This is a genomic window from Salinispora goodfellowii (genome assembly GCF_059570675.1).
In genome coordinates this window covers 72,503-92,768 of record NZ_JCANTD010000012.1, presented here as the reverse complement: position 1 = coordinate 92,768, position 20,266 = coordinate 72,503, and the positions used below count along the sequence as shown (strand labels likewise).

The window sequence follows — 20,266 nt, the reverse complement described above, 5'->3', positions numbered from 1 at the left end:
TACTCAGAAGTCGACCGGCGGCAACTCCGGACCGCCAGCGGCGTCACCCGCGCCGGCACCGACGCCGAGCTTCTCCAGGATCTTCTTCTCGATCTCGGCAGCCACGTCCGGGTTCTCCCGAAGGAACTCGCGGGCCTTCTCCTTGCCCTGGCCGAGCTGGTCGCCCTCGTAGGTGTACCACGCGCCGGACTTCCGGATGATCGCCTGCTCGACGCCGACGTCGATCAGCGACCCCTCGCGGGAGATCCCCTTGCCGTACATGATGTCGAACTCGGCCTGCTTGAACGGCGCGGCCACCTTGTTCTTCACGACCTTGACCCGGGTGCGGTTACCGACCACGTCGGTGCCGTCCTTGAGGCTCTCGATGCGGCGCACGTCGAGCCGGACCGAGGCGTAGAACTTCAACGCCCGCCCACCGGTGGTGGTCTCGGGGCTGCCGAACATGACGCCGATCTTCTCGCGGAGCTGGTTGATGAAGACCGCCGTCGTGCCGGTGTGACTGAGCACACCAGTCATCTTGCGCAGGGCCTGACTCATCAGCCGAGCCTGGAGACCCACGTGGCTGTCGCCCATCTCACCCTCGATCTCGGCGCGCGGCACCAGCGCGGCCACCGAGTCGATGACGATGATGTCGAGCGCACCGGAACGGACCAGCATGTCCGCGATCTCCAGGGCCTGCTCGCCGGTGTCCGGCTGGGAGACCAGCAGGGCGTCGGTGTCGACGCCGAGGGCCCGGGCGTATTCCGGGTCGAGGGCGTGCTCGGCGTCAACGAAGGCCGCGATGCCGCCGGAGCGCTGGGCGTTGGCCACCGCGTGCAGCGCCACCGTCGTCTTACCGCTGCTCTCCGGGCCGTAGACCTCGATGACCCGCCCCCGGGGCAGGCCGCCCACGCCGAGGGCCACATCCAACGCGATGGACCCGGTCGGAACCACCGCGGTCTGCACAACTGGGCGCTCCCCCAGTCGCATCACCGAACCCTTGCCGAACTGTTTGTCGATCTGAGCGAGAGCAAGGTCGAGTGCCCTCTCCCGATCAGGCACTGCCGCCATCGTCGCTACCCCTGCCTTCGCCGACTTCGCTGAGCTTCGCGTCACGCGGACACGCTAGGCGCATGGTCCGACAGAACACCAGCGACCATGCCGTGAGCTGTGGACGAGCGCCTCGCTGTGGACAATAGCCGAACAAGTGTACGAGCGACGGCATGACCCGCGAACGTCACGAAATGACTGTTCAACGGAGCCGCGCGGGCACCCGGTCCGGGTACGCGGCGACCACCGCACGCCACACGACGTGGGTCTCCTCCCCCGCCGCGAGCGCCTGCTCGATCGTCCGCTCGCCGAGGGGCGCCAGGACCTGGTCGCTGGCGATGCTGGCAGCGTAGCCCGGCCCGAACGCCTCCTCCAGCCGCGCCCAAAAGTCGGTCAGCCGCACGTGTCATCCTCCCGGTCCGGCACCCTCGGTGGGCCCCCGACGTAACGCTAACGCCACCAACGGCACCGCCACGATCGCCGCCAGCAGGGTGAGTACCGGATAGCCGGCCGCCCGCATGACGAACCCGCTGACCGCGGCGGCGCTGGCGCCGGCCAGCCCCATGGTCAGGTCAGCGAAGCCCTGCACACTCGGCCGTACCGCCGCCGGCACCGACTCCGACAGCAGGGTGGAGCCGCCCACCATGGTGCCGGACCAGCCCAGCCCGAGCAGGACCAGACCCACCGAGAGCTGCGGCGTGTGGTGGCCGGCGGTGCCGGCGACGGCGCAGGCGGCGAGCAGCAGCCCCACCCCGCCGAGGATGACCGCCGGCCGGCCGAGCCGGTCGGCGAGCCAGCCCACCAGCGGGGCCAGCGCGTACATGCCGGCGATGTGCAGGCTCAGCACGATCCCGACCACCCGTAGGACGTCCGCGTCGCCGTGCGACTCGCCGAGCCGCACCGGGGTCATCGACATCACCGCCACCATCACCGCGTGCCCGACCGCCACCGCCGCGACACCGAGCCGGGCCGCCGGGCGGTCGCGTACCACCTGCCAGGCCGCCCGCATCCCCCCGCCCCGCCGAGCCACCGGGCTCGGGGGTGGCGAGGGCTCGGCCACCGGGAGCCCAGCGGCCGAGGGGGCGGCGGTGACCGGAGCGGCCGAGGGGGCGGCGGTGACCGGAGCGGCCACGGGCGGCGGGGCGACCGCCACCTCGGCCGCCGCCAGCCGGCGCGCGGTGCGCAGCGGGTCAGGCCGCAGCAGGGCGAAGAGTACGCCGGCGGCCAGCACGAAGGCGACGGCGCTGAAGGCGAACGGGCCGGCCAGTGGCGGCAGCCCCCACCCGCCGGTGACCGTGTCGGCGAGCGCCGCGAAGTTCGGCGCGGCCACCGCCCCGATGGTGGTGGCCCAGACGATCAGGGCGAGCTGCCGGCCCCGACGCGCCGGTTCGGCGAGGTCCACCGCGGCGTAGCGGGCTTGGAGGTTCGCGGCGGTGCCGCCGCCGAACAGCAGACTGCCGAGGAAGAGCAGCGGCACGATCCGGGTGACCGCGGCGAGCACCACCAGTACCGCGCCGACCGCGCCGACCAGATAGGCGACGACCAGTCCCGGACGACGCCCGTGCCCGTTCATGATCTGGGTGATCGGGATGGCGAGCAGCGCGGCGCCCACCACGGCGGCGCTCTGGGTCAGACCGGCGACCGCGGTGCCAGCGATCCGGGCGGCGAGCAGCGCCCCGACCGCGACCCCGATGGTGACGCCGATGCCACCGATGATCTGGGTGCCGAACAGCAGACCCAGGGTGCGCCGTTGGATCGGCGCCACATCCGACCGGACCCGGGCCGGCGCGGTCAGGTCGGTAGTCACAGACGACTCCCACAGGTAAGGGGTGAGCGGCACACCCATCCTTGCGCATCCCGCCCAACCGGGGCACCGCCGGGATGCCGGCGGCGGCGCCGCCGGCACCCCAACCCGATAGCCAATTCAGAGTGTGTCGTAGATATCGCTACGGTGGCCGAGGGGTGGTCACAGGCCGAACTCGTCGCGCAGCTGGGTCAGCGGAATCGGAGCGTCGCCAGCATCGATGCGGGCCAGGGCTTCTCGGGCAACGGCGACGTCCGCGGCATCCTCTGCTCGTTCGATCGCTTCGGCTACCTCGGCGGGGACCACGGCAGCGAGGCGCTGCCCCGGCGGGTGACGTAGGTGATTCGGCCGGTGTAGTGGGCGCGGGAAACCACCTCCGCAAGGGTGTCGCGAGCGTCGGAGATCGGGAGTTCGGCGGCGGGCTCACTCATGGACCAAACGTACAACTCGTACGAGTCGTACGGGCCAATCGATGAGCCCGCCGCACCGCCGGCACCCTCAACCTCACTACCGCACGCCGCCCCGGACAGTTACCTGGCCTCGAGAGCGACCTGGGCGTCGGCCGGCGGAAGCCCGTCGGTCGTCTCGTCAGTCACGGGGGACGCCTCCAGCTCGACCCGGGGCATCAGCCGGTCCAACCAGCGGGGGAACCACCAGTTGGCGCGGCCGAGCAGCACCATGATCCCCGGCACCAGGAAGCCGCGGACGACCACCGCGTCGAGCAGCACCGCCACGCCGAGCCCGACCCCGAACATCTTGATCAACGGGTTGTCCTGGCCGGCGAAGCTGATGAAGACGCTGAACATGATCAACGCTGCCGCGGTGACGACCCGTCCCGCCGAGCCAAGCCCGGTCACCACCGCACGCCGGTTGTCCCGGACCGCGTGCCACCGCTCGGCGATCGACGAGACCAGGAAGACCTCGTAGTCCATCGACAGCCCGAACAGGATCGCGAAGAGGATCAGCGGGATGTAGCTCTCGATCGGCACCGGCCCGTCCAACCCGAGCAGCCCCGTGAGGTGCCCCTCGGCGAAGGCGAAGGTGAGGATGCCGTACGCGGCGCCGACGGAGAGCAGGTTCATCAACGCGGCGGTCAGCGGGATCACGAAGGAGCGGAACAGGACGACCAGCAGCAGGAAGCTCAGCGCGATCACCACCGCCAGCACCAGCGGCAGCCGCTGGGCCACCTGGTCGGTGAAGTCAATCTTCGCGGCGGTCTGGCCGCCGACGTGCAGCTGCGTACCGTCGGTGGCCAGCGGTGGCAGGATCTCCTCGCGCAGCTCGGCGACGAGGTCACCGGTGGCCGGGTCGCTGGGCGCGGTTGTCGGCACCACCTGCCAGAGCGCGCCACTGCCGTCGGTGGAGACCCGCGGCCCCTGCACGGACTGCACGCCGGGCACGTCCGCCAGGGCGGAGCTGAGGGCGACGGCCTGCCGCTGCACCGTGGCCGGGTCGCTCTGAGCGGTGTCACCCAGGTCGGCGACGACCAGCAGCGGCCCGTTCACGCCCGGGCCGAACGCCGACTCCAGCAGGTCGTAACTCTGTCGGGTGGGCGTACCGACCGGGTCGTGGCCGCCGTCCTGCTGGCCGAGCTCCAGGTCCGCCACCGGCGCGATGAAGACCGCCAGCACCAGCAGCGAGCCGACCACCGCCAGCCACGGCCGCCGGGCCGTCCGCTCGCCGATCCGGTGCCACCAGCCCACCTTCGGTGCCTTCTTCGAGCGACGCCGGGGCAGTGCCCCAACGTCCAGCCGCGAGCCGACGACCCCGAGGACGGCCGGCAGCACACCGACCGCGGCCACCACCGACAGCCCGACCGCTACGGCGGCGGTCCACCCCAGCGAGGTCAACAACGGCAGCCCGGCCAGCAACAGCCCGCCCAGGCCGACGGCGACGGTGGCACCGGCGAAGAGCACCGCCGCGCCCGCGGTGGCCACCGCGACCCCCAACGCCCGCTCGTGTGGTTGCCCCTCCTGCCGGGCCGTGCGGTACCGCACGACGATGAAGAGCGCGTAGTCGATGCCGACGCCGAGCGAGATCATGCTCGCCACCGTCGTCGCGATGTCCGGGATCGCTCCTACCTGGCTGAGCAGCCCGATGGCGGCGAGCCCGAGCACCAGCCCGACCAGCGCGGAGAGCAGGGGTAGGGCCATCGCCGCGGCCGCGCCGAGGGCCACCAGCAGGACGACGGCGGCCACGGCCAGGCCGATCAACTCGCTGCGGTGCCCCGGATCGCCGGCCGCCGCCTGGGCGAGCTGACCCCCGGGGAGCACCTCCAGCCCGGCGTCCATCGCCGGGGTGGCCGCGGCCAACACCCGGTCGGCATCCTGCTCGCCGAGGGCGGCGGGTGGCACGTCGAAGTAGACCTGCGCGTACGCGGTGTGCCCGTCGGCGCTGATCCGCGGCGCGGGCTGGCCGGGCTCCTGCGGGAACGGGGGCACCACCTGCGTCACCCCTTCCACATCCCGCACCGCCAGCAGCGAAGCCTCGATCGCCGCCCGTCCCTCGGGCGCGGTGACCGCGGAGTCCGGGTCGTGAAACACCAGGGTGCCGTTGCCGAGCGCGGAGGCGGGGAACACCGCATTCTGGATCTCCTGCGCGCGGCTGCTGTCGCTACCCGGGATGGTGATGCCGTCGTCGATACTGGTGCCCACCGTCACCCACGCGCCCACGACGGCCGCGGCCACCAGGAGCCAGGCGGTGAGCAGCTGCCAGGGCCGGCGGGCCGCCAGCCGGCCGTACGAGTACAGGGCGTTACGCAAGGAAACCTCCGAAGGGAGTGGGGTGGGCCTGGGGCACCGGATCGAGGGGCGTCACGCGCGGCAGTCGCCCGCGGCGGTGAGCTCGTTGGTGTCGAGGCTGGCCTGCAGGGTCAGGCCGTCGGGACCAACGGCGACGTGGTCGGGCGTCAGACCGTTCGGGAGGCCCGGCAGGGCGACGCGGCGCGGCTCCAGCTGCCCGGCGAGCTCCGGGTCGCGTCCGGCGAGCAGCGGGGCGACCAGGTCCACGGGCAGCTGCTGCCCGGCCACCTCGACCGTGGCCGGGGTGAGCACCAGTTCCTCGCCGGCCAACGCGAGATCCATGAGTACGCGGATGTCGCCGCCCAGGACCACGCCCGGCCGGACCACGACGAGTTGGTCACCGGCGTTCTCGAACCGCTGCTGGCCCGCTTCGGTGCCGGGCAGTTGGTCGTACGGCAGGGTCACTGTCGCCTCGGCGCCGGCGACGTCAACCGGTTCGTCCGTGAACGGCCGGGCGTGCACGTCATGCAGGGAGAGCTGGAGGTGGGTCGACCCGGCCTCGGTGTCGAGGATGCCCTGCACGGTCACGTCGCCCAGGTCGCCGGTGAGTAGTCGCGGCGTGATGAGCGGGCCGGGCAGCGAGGTGGTCAGCTCGGCGCCGTCGAGGCGACAACCGACCGCCGCGGACACCCGCCGTTCGACTGCGGCGGCGAGGAACCGATCGGCGCCGTAGGAGAGCACCAGCGCTACGACGACCAGCACCAGCGGCAACCGCAACCGGCGGGCCAGCGAGCGGTCGGTACGGCGGGACCTGGTCCGGCTCCGGGCGGAGGTCCGGCTCGGTCGGCGGGCCTTGGTCGGCAGATCAGTCCGGCTCATGCCCCAAGGCAACCGCACCGACCTGCCGGTCCCCTCCGGCGTACCTTCCGGTTTGCTGACGATCCGGATCAGGCGACTCGGACCTGGTCCGCACCCGGGGCCGTTCGGCCGACGGTCCGTCGGACCTTCAGCAAACCGTCAGCCGTTCGGCAGCCGATTGGCAGGTTCCCCGGTCCCACGCCGGAGATACTGACGCCATGGCCGGACCGACAGGACGTTCCGCCCGGCAACCGCGGCCGGGCTCAACCGCCGAGCTGAGCTCGGTCTGGCGGGCCCGCGTGCTGGTGGTGGACGACGAGCCGGCGCTGGCCGAGCTGCTGCTACGCACGTTACGGGTCGCCGGGTTCGACGCCCGGTCCGCCGGCTCCCGGTCCGAGGCGCTGACCGTCGCCGGTGAACTGGCTCCGGAGTTGGCGATCGTGGACGTGATGCTTCCCGACGGCTCCGGCTTCGACCTGGTCCACGACCTGCGCCGCGGGCTCCCGGAGCTCGCGGTGGTCTTCCTGACCGCGAAGGACTCGCTGGAGGACCGACTCACCGGGCTGAACCTCGGTGGCGACGACTACATCACCAAGCCGTTCAGCGTGGCGGAGGTGGTCGCCCGGGTGAACGCGGTGCTGCGCCGCCTCGGTGGGCGGCCCGGTGCGGCCAACCGGCTCGCCGTCGCCGATCTGGAACTCGACGAGGACGCGCACACGGTCACCCGGGCGGGTACGCCGGTCGAGCTGTCGCCGACCGAGTTCCGGCTGCTGCGGCACCTGCTGGAGAACGCCGGCCGGGTCCTGTCCAAGCAGCAGATCTTGGTCCAGGTCTGGCAGTACGACTTCCCCGGCGATCCGGGGGTGGTGGAGAAGTTCGTCAGCCAGCTCCGGCGCAAGATCGACATCTCGGACCCGCCGTTGCTGCACACGGTGCGCGGCTTCGGCTACGTCCTGCGGGAACCGCCCGAATGAGGCGGCCGGCCGTACGGAGCCTCCGCGGCCGGCTGCTGGTGGGCACGGTCGCGCTGCTGGTGGTCGGGCTGCTCGCCGCCGATGTCACCGCCTACCTGGCGTTGCGTCGATTCCTCGACGAACGGGTCGACAACACCATCGAGCTGGTCCTCGACCGGGGGTTAGCGCGGGCCCGCCTGGCCGGGCCGGCCATGCCCACCGCCGGCATGGAACAGCTCCTACCCGCCAACGCCTACCTGGCCCTCTACGACGCCGAGGGCGACCTGGTGCTGGCCCGGCACCCACTACAGCACGGTGACTCACGGCCGCCCGTAGTGCCGCCAGTCAACGAACTGCCGGCGCACCCGGTGACCATCGGCGCCGATCCGGACACGGCGCTGCGGGTGCGCCGCGAGCTGCTTCCTCCCGAGCAGGCCCTCCCAGTGGAGTTCAACGGGCAGGTCCGTCCGGTGGCCGGGCTGGTGGTCGGGGTGTCCCTGGCGGACAACGCGGCGACGCTGCGCCGGCTGGTCCTGGTCCAGGGGATCGCCGGGCTACTCATCGTCGTCCTGGGGGTGGCGCTGGCCCGGCTGGTGCTCACCACCGGGCTACGACCGCTGCGCGCCGTGGCCGACACCGCCCGGGACATCGGCCGCGGCGACCTTCGCCAACGCGTACCCGTGGGCGACCCACGCACCGAGATCGGCACCGTCGCCACCGCCCTCAACGAGGCATTCGACCAGCGTGAGCGCAGCGAGGCGCTGACCCGGACGTTCGTCGCCGACGCCTCACACGAGCTCCGTACCCCGCTGAGCGCGGTACACGGCTGGGCCGACCTCTACCTCAACGACGGAATCACCGACTGGGACGGCGTGGATGAGGCGATGCGCCGAATCCGCACCGAGAGCACGCGGATGGGTGCGCTCGTCGAGCAGCTCCTCACCCTGGCCCGGCTGGACGCGCACCAACCGCTGGCACACGACGAGGTCGACCTGGGCCGCCTCTGCACGGACGTGCTGGACAGCCTCCGGGTCACCGCCGCCCACCATCGACTCACCCTCACCGTGGACGAGCCGGTGACCGTCACCGGCGACACGACCGCGCTCCGCCAGGTGGTGCAGAACCTGGTCAGCAACGCGATCCGGCACACCCCACCCGGCACAGCGGTCGAGGTTCGCGTCCACCGCGACGACGAGGACGCCGTTCTCGTCGTTCGCGACGATGGGCCCGGACTAGACACCCCGGGGCTCACACACGCCTTCGACCGGTTCTGGCGGGCCGACCCCGGCCGGGCCGCACCCGGCGGCACCGGACTGGGCCTGGCCATCGTCCGGGACATCGCCGAGGCACACGGCGGCACCGCGGCACTGGACTCGACACCCGGGCAGGGACTGACGGTCACCGTACGGCTGCCAGCGGCCACCACGTGATCGGCGCGGACCGGCCCGGTCGGGGTCGCCCCCAGCTCTGCCCTGGCTACGCGGCCTCCTAGCGGACCACCGCCGTAGCCGTCGGCGTCACCGTCGGTACGTAGCAGGCCACGTCCTTGCCGTCATCGGTGGTCACCACCCACGGATGAGTGGTAGGGCTCTTTAAAGAATTTGAATGGCCGGGTGGGACATGCAAATAGTGTTTACGCTCCCCGTCGTAGCTGACCCAGTACACCTGGATCGTCTCCTGTCGTTCGTTATGGAATTCGATGCTTGTCGAAGTAGGGTCGCTCCCCGACTTCTCGCAGGCCGGGTCGGACGGGGAAAGGGCCGGTAGCCCACTCGGTGTCGGCGATGCCGATGCCGGCGCCTTGGTGGTCGGCGGCGGAGTCGTGGGCGCTGACGGGCGGGCGGCCACAGCGGCCTTGGCCGCAGGTGTGGGTGTCGAGGACTGGGACGGGGTCGGCGACTGCTCGGATGACGGGGCGAGCGGCCTGACTTCGTCGCTGGCGGACGGGGCGGCGGCGATGGGAGGCGACGACTCCTTTGATAGCTGTTGGAGCGCCTTGACGGCAAACGCGGTCAGGACGATCCCGAAGAAAGTCGCAGCAACGAGGTGACCGCGCCGCAGCCGCCGCGGGGCCGAACGGCGAGCACTCGCAAACCCCCCGCCGGGGCGTAGGGTCCGGCGACCGGGGCTGTCCGACCCGGACGGGCTGTTCGACCGGGCGGCGTTGTCTGGCTGGGGTGCGCTATCCGGTGGGCCGGCAGAATGGGGTGGCCCACCCAGTCGGTGGCTGATGCCGGGTGATGGGCGCACGGAAGGCTCGTCGGCAGGGATGTTGCCGGATTTGGGTGTCTCGGTCATGGGCTCCGCTCCCGGGTACGGGGGTGATCATCGGTAACGACGCGGGACCGATTGTGGGTTAAATGTGATTTTCGGTCAATTTGGCGCAGCGGAGGTTGGTTGGGGGTCGAGATACCCTCGGGTCGTCGGGGCGGCGCAGCGGGGCGCATAGTCGCTGGCTTGGCGTTTCACGCGGCCAGGGTCAGTCCGCCGACCCGTGCCGGCAGCACGGACAGTGCTGCCGCTGGCGCACCAGCCGAAGCAGATCGGCGACGCGGTGGCGGCCGACGTGGATCTGCAACTGTCCGGGCACACCCACGGCGGCCCAGCTGTGGCCGTTCCACCAGACCGACCGGACTCAGCCGGCTGGCCTCGTCTCGGTCGTCGCGGGCCCTTCTCCCGACCGACGGGCGTCAGCCGGCGGGCGGGCCGTCCTTGGGGCGGGCGGCAGTACCGATTGCCAGCGGGACTACCTGCTCGACGATGGTCAGCAGCGTGGTGGTGAGTAGCAGGTGCACCTGGGCACGGGTGAGTGCTCCGCGTTGCATCCACTCCCGGGCGGTCGAGGTGGCCAGCCCGCCGTAGGCCCGGACCATCCCCCGCAGTTCCTCCCGGTGCGGACCCTCGCCGGCTAGGCCGACCGCGACCAGCATCCGGTCGGCGGCGACCTCCTCGGCCTCGGCGAGCACCCGCTCCACGTCGGCGTCGCCGCCCATACCCCGCGCCGTGACCGCCGCCAGCCACGACGTGCTGTGTCGGGACACCACGTCCAGGAACCAGGAGACGCTGGCGTCGATTCGGGTACGCAGGTCACCCTTGGGTAGCCGCTCCACGGCCACCTCGGGGATCGTCACCATGACCCGGACGACCTCCAGGTAGAGGTCCTTCTTGGTGCCGAAGTAGTGGTTGACCAGACCCCGTGCCACCCCCGCCTCACGGGCCACGTCGGTGGTCGACACGTCCGGGTAAGGGCGCTCGCCGAACAGCTGCACCGCGCACGCCAAGATCTGCCCACGCCGGGCGTCCGGCTCCAGGCGCCGGCGGCGCGGCGCGGTCTCGACACTCATCTGCCCGATCCTATCGGCGGCGCACGCCCGCAACCGAGATCGGTCTTCGTCCACCGGCGACCTGCGCGCGGCTCCCTCTCGGACTTATTGACACGCCGCCAACAGTGCCTCAGGGTGGTGGATATGCCGACGACCGATGGCTCCCGCTCGCCCTGGCGTAAGCCGGAGCACGACGACCTGGCCGAGTTGGCCCGCACCTTCTTCACCAAGGAGGTACTGCCGCACGCCGACCGCCTGCTGGCGCAGGGTCACCCGGACCGCGAGCAGTACCGGCGCGCCGGTGAGCTGGGGCTGCTCGGCCTGTCCGTGCCCGAGGAGTACGGCGGCGGGGGCGGCGGCTTCACCCACGAGGCGGCGCTGCTGCACGAGCAGGCGTACGTCGGGGAGAGCAGCCTCGGGCTTGCCGTCCACAGTGGCATCGTCACTGGCTACCTCGTGGCGTACGGCAGCGAGGAGCAGAAGCGACGCTGGCTGCCCGGCCTGTGCAGCGGAGAGTTGGTCGGCGCCATCGCGATGACCGAGCCGGACGGCGGCTCGGATCTTCAGGCGATGCGCACGCGGGCCGTCCATGACGGCGACGACTACCTGGTCAGCGGCGCGAAGACGTTCATCACCAACGGCGGCCTGGCCGATCTGATCATCGTGGCGGTGAAGACCGACCCCGAGCAGCGGGCGGCCGGCGTCTCCCTGCTGGTCTGCGAGGTGGGCGACGACCCGGAGGGCTTCCGCCGGGGCCGGCTGCTGTCCAAGATCGGGCTGCACGCCAACGACACCGCCGAGCTGTTCTTTGACGAGCTGCGGGTGCCGGCGGCCAACCTGCTCGGCGGCGCCGAGGGGCTGGGCTTCGTCCAGCTCATGCAGCAGCTCCCGCAGGAACGGCTGGTGATCGGCGTCGGCGCCGTCGCCGCCATGGAACTCGCCGTCGAGCTGACCGTCGCGTACGCCAAGGAGCGCAGCGCCTTCGGCAAGACGCTGATGGGGCACCAGAACACCCGGATGGTGCTCGCCGAGTGCGCCACCCGCGCCCGGGTCAGCCGGGTCTTCCTGGACGACTGCATCGTCCGGCACAGCCGAGGCGACCTGGACGTGGCGACCGCCGCGATGGCGAAGTCGTGGCTCACCGACGGGCAGTGCGAGGTCGTCGACCGGTGCCTGCAGATCTTCGGCGGCTACGGCTACACGACGGAGTACCCGATCGCCCGCATGTACGCCGATGCGCGCGTCCAGAAGATCTACGGCGGCACCAACGAGATCATGAAGGAGTTGATCGCCCGTGCGCTCTGAGGCGTATATCTATGACGCGGCCCGCACACCCCGTGGACGCGGCCGGGACACCGGCGCGTTGCACGGGGTCAAGCCGATCTCGCTGGTCGTCAACCTGATCGATGCGTTGCGCGAGCGCAATCCCGGCCTGGATGTCGGCCGGTTGGAGGACATGCTGCTCGGCATCGTCACTCCGGTCGGCGAACAGGGCGGTGACCTGGCGCGGGCAGCGGCACTGCTGGCCGGGCTGCCAGACGAGGTGGGCGGGGTGCAGCTCAACCGGTTCTGCGCCTCCGGGCTGGAGGCGGTCAACTCGGCCGCCGCTCGGATCCGCTCCGGCTGGGAACACCTGCTGTTGGCCGGCGGGGTGGAGTCGATGTCCCGGGTTCCGATGGGCTCCGACGGCGCGGCCTGGGCCACCGACCCACAGACGGCGCTGGCCACGTCGTTCGTGCCGCAGGGTGTGAGCGCCGACCTGATCGCCACCATGGAGGGCTTCACCCGCGACGACGTGGACGGCTATGCGGTGCGGTCGCAGGAACGGGCCGCCAAGGCATGGGCCAGCGGGCACTTCACGCGCTCGGTGGTGCCGATCCGGGACGGCAACGGGTTGGACATCCTCACCGTGGACGAGCATCTCCGCCCGGAGACCACCCGGGAAGCGTTGGCCAAGCTCACACCGTCCTTCGCCGTGATGGGCGAGGCGGCCGGCTTCGACGCGGTGGCGTTGCAGAAGTTCCACTGGCTGGAGGCCATTGAGCACGTCCACCACGCCGGCAACTCGTCCGGCATCGTGGACGGCGCGGCGCTGGTGCTGATCGGCTCGGAGCAGGTCGGCCGGGACCTCGGCCTCACCCCGCGTGCCCGGATCGTCGGCGCGGCGGTCACCGGCTCCGACCCGACGCTGATGCTGACCGGCCCGATCCCGGCCACCCGCAAGGCGCTCGCCGCCGCCGGGCTGGCCCTCGACGACATCGACCTGTTCGAGATCAACGAGGCGTTCGCGGCGGTGGTCCTCAAGTACGTCCGCGACCTGGACCTCGATCCCGACCGGGTGAACGTCAACGGTGGTGCGATCGCTCTCGGCCATCCGCTCGGCGCGACCGGGGCGATGCTGCTCGGTACGGCGTTGGACGAGTTGGAGCGCCGCGACCTGCGTCGCGCCGTCGTGACCCTGTGCATCGGCGGCGGCATGGGCGTCGCCACCGTTCTTGAGCGCTGCTGACCCGGAGGACGACCATGACCGACACTATCCGGTACGACCGTGGTGCCGACGGCATCGTCACGCTCACCCTGGACGACCCAACCCAGTCCGCCAACACCATGAGCCGGGCGTACGCCGCGTCGATGAGCGCAGTGCTCGACCGGCTGGAGGCCGAACCCGATCTCGCCGGAGTCATCGTGACAAGCGCGAAGTCGACGTTCTTCGCCGGCGGTGACCTGCCGGAGATGATCCGGACCACCCGCGAGGACGCGCCCGCGCTCGCCGACCTGCTCAGCACCATCAAACGGGACCTGCGCCGCCTGGAGACGCTGGGCCGGCCGGTGGTCGCCGCGGTCAATGGCTCCGCACTCGGCGGCGGCCTGGAGATCGCGCTCGCCTGCCACCGCCGGATCGCGCTGGACGCCCCCGACTCGCGGCTCGGGCTGCCCGAGGTGACGCTGGGTCTGCTGCCCGGTGCCGGCGGCGTCACCCGGACCGTCCGGATGCTCGGCCTGGCCGGCGCGCTAACCACCGTGCTGCTCACCGGCCGCCGGATGCGCCCGGCCGACGCCCTCTCCGCCGGCCTGGTCGACGAGGTGGTGGCCACCGAGGCGGAGATGCTGGAGCACGCCCGAGGCTGGATCGCGGCCAACCCGCAGCCGAAGCAGCCGTGGGACCGGCCGGACTACCGGATGCCCGGCGGCAGCCCGGCCAGCCGTTCGCTGGCCGCACAACTGCCCGCCTTCCCGGCCTCCCTGCGCAAGCAGCTCAAGGGCGCCCGGCTGCCCGCGCCCGAGGCGATCCTGGCCACCGCCGTCGAGGGCGCGCAGGTCGATGTGGACACCGCGTTCACCGTGGAGACCCGGCACCTGATCGGCCTGCTCATCGGGCAGGTCGCCAAGAACATGATCGGGGCGTTCTTCTTCGACCTGAAGGCCGTGAACGGCGGTGCCGCCCGACCGTCCATCGACGTCCCGCCGGTGCGGAAGGTGGCGGTGCTCGGCGCGGGCATGATGGGCGCGGGCATCGCGTACGCATGCGCCAGTGGCGGTATCGACGTGGTGGTCAAGGACGTCACGGCGGAGGCCGCCGGCCGGGCCCGGCAGCACGCTGAGCGGCTGCTGGCCCGCAAGGTGCGCAAGGGCCGCGCCACCGAGGCCGACGCGCAGGCGGTGCTGGACCGGATCACCACCACCGACCAGTTGGACGCCCTCGCCGGCTGCGACGCGGTCATCGAGGCGGTCTTCGAGGACCCGGCGCTGAAGAAGGCCGTGTTCGCCGAGGTCCTGCCGGCGCTGGCACCGGACGCGCTGGCCGCCTCCAACACCTCCACCCTGCCGATCACCGGGCTCGCCGAGGGCGTGGACCGGCCGGCCGACTTCATCGGCATGCACTTCTTCTCCCCCGTCGACCGGATGCCGTTGCTGGAGATCGTGGTCGGCGAACGGACCGGCGACCGCGCGCTGGCCCGCGCGTTCGACCTGGGCCGACGGATCGGCAAGACCCCGATCGTCGTCAACGACGGCCGAGGCTTCTTCACCAGCCGGGTCATCGGCCGGTTCATCGACGAGGCGGTCGGCATGGTCGCCGACGGCGTACCGGCCGCGTCGGTCGAACAGGCCGCGTTGCAGGCCGGCTACCCGACCGGGCCCCTCGCGCTGGCCGACGAGGTGAGCCTCACCCTGATCCAGCGGATCCGCCGCCACTTCGAAGCCACCAGCGCCGAGTTCCTGCCGCTGTCCGCGCACCGGCTGGTCGATGACCTGGTGGACGTGCACGAGCGGTCGGGACGCGCCGCCGGGCTCGGCTTCTACTCGTACGACGACGGCACCCGAGGACGGTTGTGGCCCGGTCTCGCCGACCTGATCACCGACGCTGGCCGGGCGGTGCCGTTGACCGACCTCCAGGAACGGATGCTCTTCATCGAGGCGCTGGACGCGCTGCGCTGCCTCGACGAGGGGGTGTTGCGCACCGAGACCGACGCCAACATCGGCTCGATCTTCGGCATTGGCTTCCCGGCCTGGACCGGCGGGGTGATCCGCTACGTCCGGCAGTACGCGGGCGGCCCGGCGGGCTTCGCGGCCCGCGCCACCGAATTGGCCGACCGCTACGGGGACCGGTTCACGCCTCCCGCCGACCTGGTCGAGCGGCTCGCCGTTCGACCCGCCGAACCGGCGGACGTCGCGTGACGGCGGCGCGGGGTGGGCCGCTCGCCGGGGTTCGGGTGGTCGAGTTGGCCAGCCTCGCCCCGGCGCCGTTCGGCTGCATGGTGCTCGCCGACCTCGGCGCGGACGTGGTGCGGGTGGACCGGCCCGGCGCACCGGGAGCGGGGCGGCTGGCCGCGCCGACTGGCGGGCCGTTGCAGCGCGGACGGCGGGTCACCACACTGGACCTGAAGTCCCCCGAGGGGGTGGCGGACCTGCTGAGCCTCATCGAACGGGCCGACGTGCTGGTCGAGGCGTACCGGCCGGGGGTGGCCGAGCGGCTCGGCCTCGGCCCGCAGGTGTGCCAGGAGCGCAACCCACGGCTGGTGTACGCGCGGATGACCGGCTGGGGTCAGGATGGACCGCTGGCGGCCCGAGCCGGGCACGACATCGACTACATCGCGGTCGCCGGCGCACTGGAACCGCTGGGCCGGGCCGGTGAGCGCCCCCACGCACCGCTGAACCTGCTCGGCGACTTCGCCGGCGGCGGCATGCTGCTCGCCGTCGGCGTGCTGGCCGCACTGCTGGAACGGGAACGCTCGGGCGTCGGCCAGGTCGTCGACGCGGCCATGGTGGACGGGTCGGCGCTGCTCACCGCGTTCCTGCACGGGCTCATCGACAACGGCCGGTGGGCGGCACCGCGCGGGCACAACCTACTGGACGGCGGGGCGCCGTTCTACGACACGTACGCCACCGCCGACGGCGGATTCATGGCCGTCGGCGCACTGGAACCGGCCTTCTACGCCGTACTCCTGACGGGCCTCGGCCTCGCCGACGAGGAGGACCTGCCCGCCCAGTACGACCTGGGTGGATGGGACGAGCTGCGGAGGCGGCTCACCGAACGGTTCGCCGAACGGACCCGGGACGAGTGGACGGCGGTCTTCGCCGGCCTGGATGCCTGCGTTGCCCCGGTGCTCACCCCCGGCGAGGCCCACCAGCATCCGCACAACGCCGCCCGGGGCGCGTTCGTCGATGTGGGCGGTGAACTCCAGCCCGCCCCAGCGCCCCGCTTCGACCGCACGCCCACCGACGCACCGACGCAGGCCCCCGATCCGGAGCGTGACGTGCTCCCGGTGGAAGCCGTCCTGGACGCCTGGCCGCCGCACGCCTGACCGGGCACGGCTCGGCGGCCCGCACCACCGGTGGCTCGGGTTGGGGGTTCAGTGTCTACGGGGCTGGTCGGGTCCTTGGATTCCGGACACCCACGACGCCGGGAAGGCTCCCGGCATCCATGCTCTTGCGCGCTTCGCGAGCGAGTATCGGGGCGCCTTTCGCCAACCCAGCATGAGTTCGCTCATCACGGGTAGGCCCCGGCTGGTGGGAGGAAACACGTGGAGTGCGCCTGCGGGAGAAGGGCACCGATGGATACGACAGAGTCGACCTCGAACTGCGCGGCACAACGCGTCGTCGAGGTGTTGCAGGCGTACGGCGTGCAGTACATCTTCGGGGTCCCCGGAGCCAAGATCGACGCGATGTACGACGCGCTGGCGGATGGTGGGCCCCAGCTGATCGTGTGCCGACACGAGCAGAACGCGGCGTTCATGGCCGCGGCGGTCGGCCGACTCACCGGCACCCCCGGTGCCGTGCTGGTGACGTCCGGGCCCGGCACCGCCAACCTCGCCACCGGCCTACTGACGGCGTCGACGGAGCAGGATCCGGTCATCGCCCTCTGTGGTGCGGTGTCCCGCGTTGATCGGCTCAAACGCGCGCAGCAGTCATTCCACTCCGCCACCCTGCTCGCCGCGGTGACGAAATACACCGGCGAGGTCTCTGACCCGGACAACGTGTGCGAGGCGCTGAGCAAGGCCATCCGGACGGCGACCACCGAGCCCCGAGGAGCCGCCGCGGTGGTGCTTCCCCAAGACGTACTCGCCGCGTCGACCGCGCAGACCCTGCACCGGCCGGCGCCGGTGCCCCGGCTGAACGCGGCGCCGCCCGAGGCGATCGCCGAGGCGGTACGGCTCATCCGCTCGGCGCGGCGGCCGGTGGTGCTCGCGGGCATGCGCTCCGGTGAACCGGAGGCCAGCCACGCCCTGCGTGCCCTGATCGGCGAGACCGAGCTTCCGGTCGTGGAGACCTTTCAGGCCGCCGGGGTGCTGTCCCGCGAACTCGACCACCACTGGGCCGGGCGAGTCGGGGTGTTCCGCAACCTGCCCGGCGACGTCGTGATGGCACACGCGGATCTGCTGCTGACCGTCGGCTACGACGAGGTGGAGTACGCCTCCGCCGCCTGGAACACCGATTCGACGCGCACCATCGTGCACCTCGACTCCATCCCCGCGGAAATCGGCAACCACTACCAACCGACGCTCGAGCTACGGGGCGACCTGGCCGCCACGCTCCGGCAGCTGGCCGGACCGCTCGCCGGGCTCCGCCTCGAGCCCGAGTTCCGGGAGCTGATGGACGCCCAACGGCGGGCGCTCGCCGAGATCGACCTGGAGGCGCGCTCCGCCTCGGACGACTCCCGCGGCCTCGAACCGCCGGCAGTCGTCCTCAAGCTGCGTGAGCTGCTGGCCGACGACGCCACGGTGGCCTGCGACATTGGCTCGTTCTACCTGCACATGGCGCAGCACTTCCGCGTGCACGAGCCAAGGCACCTGCTGTTCTCCAACGGCCAACAGACCCTCGGCGTCGGCCTGCCCTGGGCCATGGCTGCCTGCCTCGTACGGCCAGGACGACAGGTGGTGTCGGTCTCCGGCGACGGCGGATTTCTGTATTCCAGCGCGGAACTCGAGACCGCGGTACGCCTCGGCCTCACCTTCACGCATGTCATCTTCCGGGACGACGCCTACGACATGACGCGCTTCGAGGAGCGGCTCAAATACGGCCGCGCCCACGGTGTTGACCTGGGGTTCCTCGACTCCGCCGCCTATGCCCGGTCATTCGGGGCGAACGGCTACCGGGTTTCCAGCGAGGAGGAACTGGTCGACGTACTGCCCCGTGCGCTTGCCGAACCCGGCCCGTCGGTCGTCGATGTGGCCATCAATTCGGTGCGCAACATCCATCTGGGCCAGAGCCTGCTTCCGGACAGCTTCGACTAGCCGCCGCCCGAGCGAAAGGGCCCACGGTGGGAACGGCGGAGGGTCCCGCCTCGCCGGCACGTGGCGAAACGGGACCCTCGTGAATCGGATTGTGCGCGATTCGCTACCCGGCGCAGTCGGGCACGATGCCGGAGCAGTTGTTCGGCCGGTTCTTGATCACCACAGTGCCGGTGGCGGGGTTCAGCAGGACCGTGCCACCCGCCTCGTTGTAGATGCCGCCGCCGTCGGTGACCGCGATGTTCTTTATGACCTTGGTGTTGTACAGCGTGGCCGTCCCCGTGGCGGCGTTGTAGATGCCGCCACCCAGGTCGGCCTGATTCCCGACGATCTTCGTGTTAAATAGCGTCAGCTCGTCGGCGTTGTAGATTCCACCACCATTGGTGCTCGCCCGATTATCCTCGATAGCGCTGTCCACCACAGACATTGTGCCGCCCGTCTCAATGGCCAGAGCGCCAGCCAGCTCGCCCGCGACGTTCTTGGCGAGGGTGACCGAGGAGAGGTACACCTGCGTGCCAACGTTGGCAAGGATTCCACCGACCGCCCCGACAGCCGTGTTGCTCGAAACGCTACTGTCCTCGACAACAGCCGTACCGCCATTCACGATAATGCCACCGACAACATCTTCGGCCGAATTGTCGGAAATGACACTGCGCTGAACCAGCACACTACCCGAGCTTGCCACCCCAGCACCGGCGGCGGCAACATTTGCGCGTACCTTGGAATCGGTTACTTCTAGCACGCCGGAGCTGGTGACACCGCCGCCGAGAACGCCAGCGGTATTGCGACTGAGCGTGGAGTGTTTGACCCGGGCGGTGCCGTCGTTGGCGATGCCACCGCCGTTATCTGCGGCGATGTTGCGGGTGATGGTGCTGTGGTTGGTGGTGAGCGCCCCGCCGGTGTTGACGAGGATTCCGCCGCCGTCGTTGTCGGTTTGTCCGCCGGTGATGGTGAGGTGGTTGAGGGTGAGGTCGCCGCCGGTGTCGACGGTGAGGATTCGGAATTGTTCGACGGCGGCGGCGCGTTCGATGGTGGTGTGTTTGCCGCCGTTGAGGGTGATGGGGGTGGTGATGGCGGGGAGGCCGGCGTCGTCGATGATGGCGGTGAGCAGGTAGGTGCACTTGCTGGCGAGGTCGAGGGTGGCGCCGCCGCGGGCGTTGGCGAGGGTGATCGCGGCGATCAGCTTGTCGGCGTCACAGGGCACCGGAACGCCCTTCGACTTCTCCCGCTTCTTCCCCTGCACCTCGCCGTCGGCCTTGCCTTCGGTGCGGTGGCTCTCAGCGGTACGCCGATCAGGCTTTCCGGGCTGATCGTCGGCGCTAGCCCTAGCGACAGCCCCTCCGACGGCGCCGGCGGCCGGCCCGCCGAAGGCACCGACCGTGGTGGCGGTGAGGGCCAGGCCGGCGACGCCGGCCAGTCCAACAGCCCACCACCGTGAACCCGCCCCACGTGAGCCAGAGCGGCACAGTTCGCGCTCCTGACGCTGATGGTTCATGGCGATCTCTACGTCCTTCCCCGTGAACGGCGAGGAACCGACCGCCCCAGAGGCGGATCGGCTGCTCCTCGGCTACCCGGCAGGCGGCAGCAACCTCCTTGAGCTAAGCCAGTAAAATTCACATTGGCCTGCAAACCCGAAAAGTACCCCAAAAAGGTACATACAGGATGAGCCTTGCCGGGTGATCACTTCGGCCCACCTCGATGAGGGCCGAGCACTGAAGATCGGCTGGCCAACCCCCGGCAGGTCCCGACACCGGATCGCCTTCCGCTTGATCCGCACGTCGCCCCACCCAGATCGACTGAACCCCCAACCTGGCAGACGGGCCGGGTT

17 protein-coding genes and 1 pseudogene are annotated in these 20,266 nt (G+C 71.1%); 8 read left to right on the top strand and 10 right to left on the bottom strand.

All coding sequences use genetic code 11. From position 1 onward, the window contains the following. Nucleotides 1–3 precede the first annotated feature (3 nt). The 7 genes and pseudogenes from recA to T398_RS14260 form a co-directional block, all read right to left on the bottom strand. Nucleotides 4–1,050, bottom strand: a complete 1,047-nt coding sequence (gene recA / locus T398_RS14290) for a recombinase RecA (RefSeq protein ID WP_018253569.1) — start codon at nucleotides 1,048–1,050, stop codon at nucleotides 4–6. Between the two features lie 181 nt (nucleotides 1,051–1,231). Next, complete coding sequence (locus T398_RS14285) at nucleotides 1,232–1,432, bottom strand: DUF3046 domain-containing protein (RefSeq protein ID WP_018220599.1); 201 nt, start codon at nucleotides 1,430–1,432, stop codon at nucleotides 1,232–1,234. Further along, nucleotides 1,423–2,875: pseudogene (locus tag T398_RS14280) on the bottom strand (MFS transporter). Before T398_RS14280 ends, T398_RS14285 begins: the two are co-directional and overlap by 10 nt. A 120-nt stretch (nucleotides 2,876–2,995) precedes the next feature. Then, the gene (locus T398_RS14275) at nucleotides 2,996–3,139 is read right to left on the bottom strand and encodes a hypothetical protein (protein WP_496447340.1); all 144 of its coding nucleotides are present in this window, start codon (nucleotides 3,137–3,139) and stop codon (nucleotides 2,996–2,998) included. Then, nucleotides 3,121–3,264 carry a hypothetical protein gene (locus tag T398_RS14270; RefSeq protein WP_496447339.1) on the bottom strand — a complete coding sequence of 48 codons (144 nt, stop codon included), beginning with the start codon at nucleotides 3,262–3,264 and terminating at the stop codon, nucleotides 3,121–3,123. The genes T398_RS14275 and T398_RS14270 overlap by 19 nt, the downstream gene beginning before the upstream one ends. 99 nt (nucleotides 3,265–3,363) lie before the next feature. Beyond that, on the bottom strand, nucleotides 3,364–5,595 hold the full coding sequence (locus tag T398_RS14265; RefSeq protein WP_496447337.1) for an MMPL family transporter: 2,232 nt from the start codon (nucleotides 5,593–5,595) through the stop codon (nucleotides 3,364–3,366). Nucleotides 5,596–5,646: 51 nt separating this feature from the next. Next, nucleotides 5,647–6,453 carry an LmeA family phospholipid-binding protein gene (locus T398_RS14260; protein ID WP_496447335.1) on the bottom strand — a complete coding sequence of 269 codons (807 nt, stop codon included), beginning with the start codon at nucleotides 6,451–6,453 and terminating at the stop codon, nucleotides 5,647–5,649. Between the two features lie 197 nt (nucleotides 6,454–6,650). On the opposite strand from T398_RS14260, the gene T398_RS14255 reads away from it, so the two are divergent. Both T398_RS14255 and T398_RS14250 read left to right on the top strand, forming a co-directional pair. After that, a complete protein-coding gene (locus T398_RS14255; RefSeq protein ID WP_496447333.1) occupies nucleotides 6,651–7,406 on the top strand; it encodes a response regulator transcription factor in 756 nt (251 codons plus the stop codon). Beyond that, nucleotides 7,403–8,815, top strand: a complete 1,413-nt coding sequence (locus tag T398_RS14250) for a sensor histidine kinase (protein WP_496447331.1) — start codon at nucleotides 7,403–7,405, stop codon at nucleotides 8,813–8,815. The genes T398_RS14255 and T398_RS14250 overlap by 4 nt, the downstream gene beginning before the upstream one ends. Before the next feature lie 58 nt (nucleotides 8,816–8,873). Here T398_RS14250 and T398_RS14245 read toward each other — a convergent pair whose 3' ends face one another. Then, nucleotides 8,874–9,050 (bottom strand): VHL beta domain-containing protein, encoded by a 177-nt coding sequence (locus T398_RS14245; RefSeq protein WP_496447329.1) that lies wholly within the window; start codon nucleotides 9,048–9,050, stop codon nucleotides 8,874–8,876. 34 nt (nucleotides 9,051–9,084) lie between these two features. Between T398_RS14245 and T398_RS14240 the strand changes: the two genes are divergently transcribed. Continuing rightward, complete coding sequence (locus tag T398_RS14240; RefSeq protein WP_496447328.1) at nucleotides 9,085–9,435, top strand: hypothetical protein; 351 nt, start codon at nucleotides 9,085–9,087, stop codon at nucleotides 9,433–9,435. A 640-nt stretch (nucleotides 9,436–10,075) separates the two neighbouring features. Here the strand turns inward: T398_RS14240 and T398_RS14235 are convergent. Next, nucleotides 10,076–10,729, bottom strand: coding sequence for a TetR/AcrR family transcriptional regulator (locus T398_RS14235; protein ID WP_496447327.1), 654 nt, complete (start codon nucleotides 10,727–10,729; stop codon nucleotides 10,076–10,078). Nucleotides 10,730–10,852: 123 nt separating this feature from the next. On the opposite strand from T398_RS14235, the gene T398_RS14230 reads away from it, so the two are divergent. The 5 genes from T398_RS14230 (at nucleotide 10,853) to alsS (ending at nucleotide 18,441) form a co-directional block, all read left to right on the top strand. After that, the gene (locus T398_RS14230) at nucleotides 10,853–12,013 is read left to right on the top strand and encodes an acyl-CoA dehydrogenase family protein (protein ID WP_496447325.1); all 1,161 of its coding nucleotides are present in this window, start codon (nucleotides 10,853–10,855) and stop codon (nucleotides 12,011–12,013) included. Then, entirely contained in the window at nucleotides 12,003–13,217 is a 1,215-nt protein-coding gene (locus tag T398_RS14225) for an acetyl-CoA C-acetyltransferase (protein ID WP_496447323.1), read from the top strand. The genes T398_RS14230 and T398_RS14225 overlap by 11 nt, the downstream gene beginning before the upstream one ends. A gap of 14 nt (nucleotides 13,218–13,231) precedes the next feature. Continuing rightward, a complete protein-coding gene (locus T398_RS14220) occupies nucleotides 13,232–15,385 on the top strand; it encodes a 3-hydroxyacyl-CoA dehydrogenase NAD-binding domain-containing protein (protein ID WP_496447322.1) in 2,154 nt (717 codons plus the stop codon). Next, entirely contained in the window at nucleotides 15,382–16,512 is a 1,131-nt protein-coding gene (locus tag T398_RS14215; RefSeq protein WP_491636675.1) for a CoA transferase, read from the top strand. The genes T398_RS14220 and T398_RS14215 overlap by 4 nt, the downstream gene beginning before the upstream one ends. Before the next feature lie 249 nt (nucleotides 16,513–16,761). Beyond that, a complete protein-coding gene (gene alsS, locus T398_RS14210; RefSeq protein WP_496447320.1) occupies nucleotides 16,762–18,441 on the top strand; it encodes an acetolactate synthase AlsS in 1,680 nt (559 codons plus the stop codon). Between the two features lie 103 nt (nucleotides 18,442–18,544). Here alsS and T398_RS14205 read toward each other — a convergent pair whose 3' ends face one another. Next, nucleotides 18,545–19,933 (bottom strand): autotransporter outer membrane beta-barrel domain-containing protein, encoded by a 1,389-nt coding sequence (locus T398_RS14205; protein WP_496447319.1) that lies wholly within the window; start codon nucleotides 19,931–19,933, stop codon nucleotides 18,545–18,547. Between the last annotated feature and the right edge of the window lie 333 nt (nucleotides 19,934–20,266).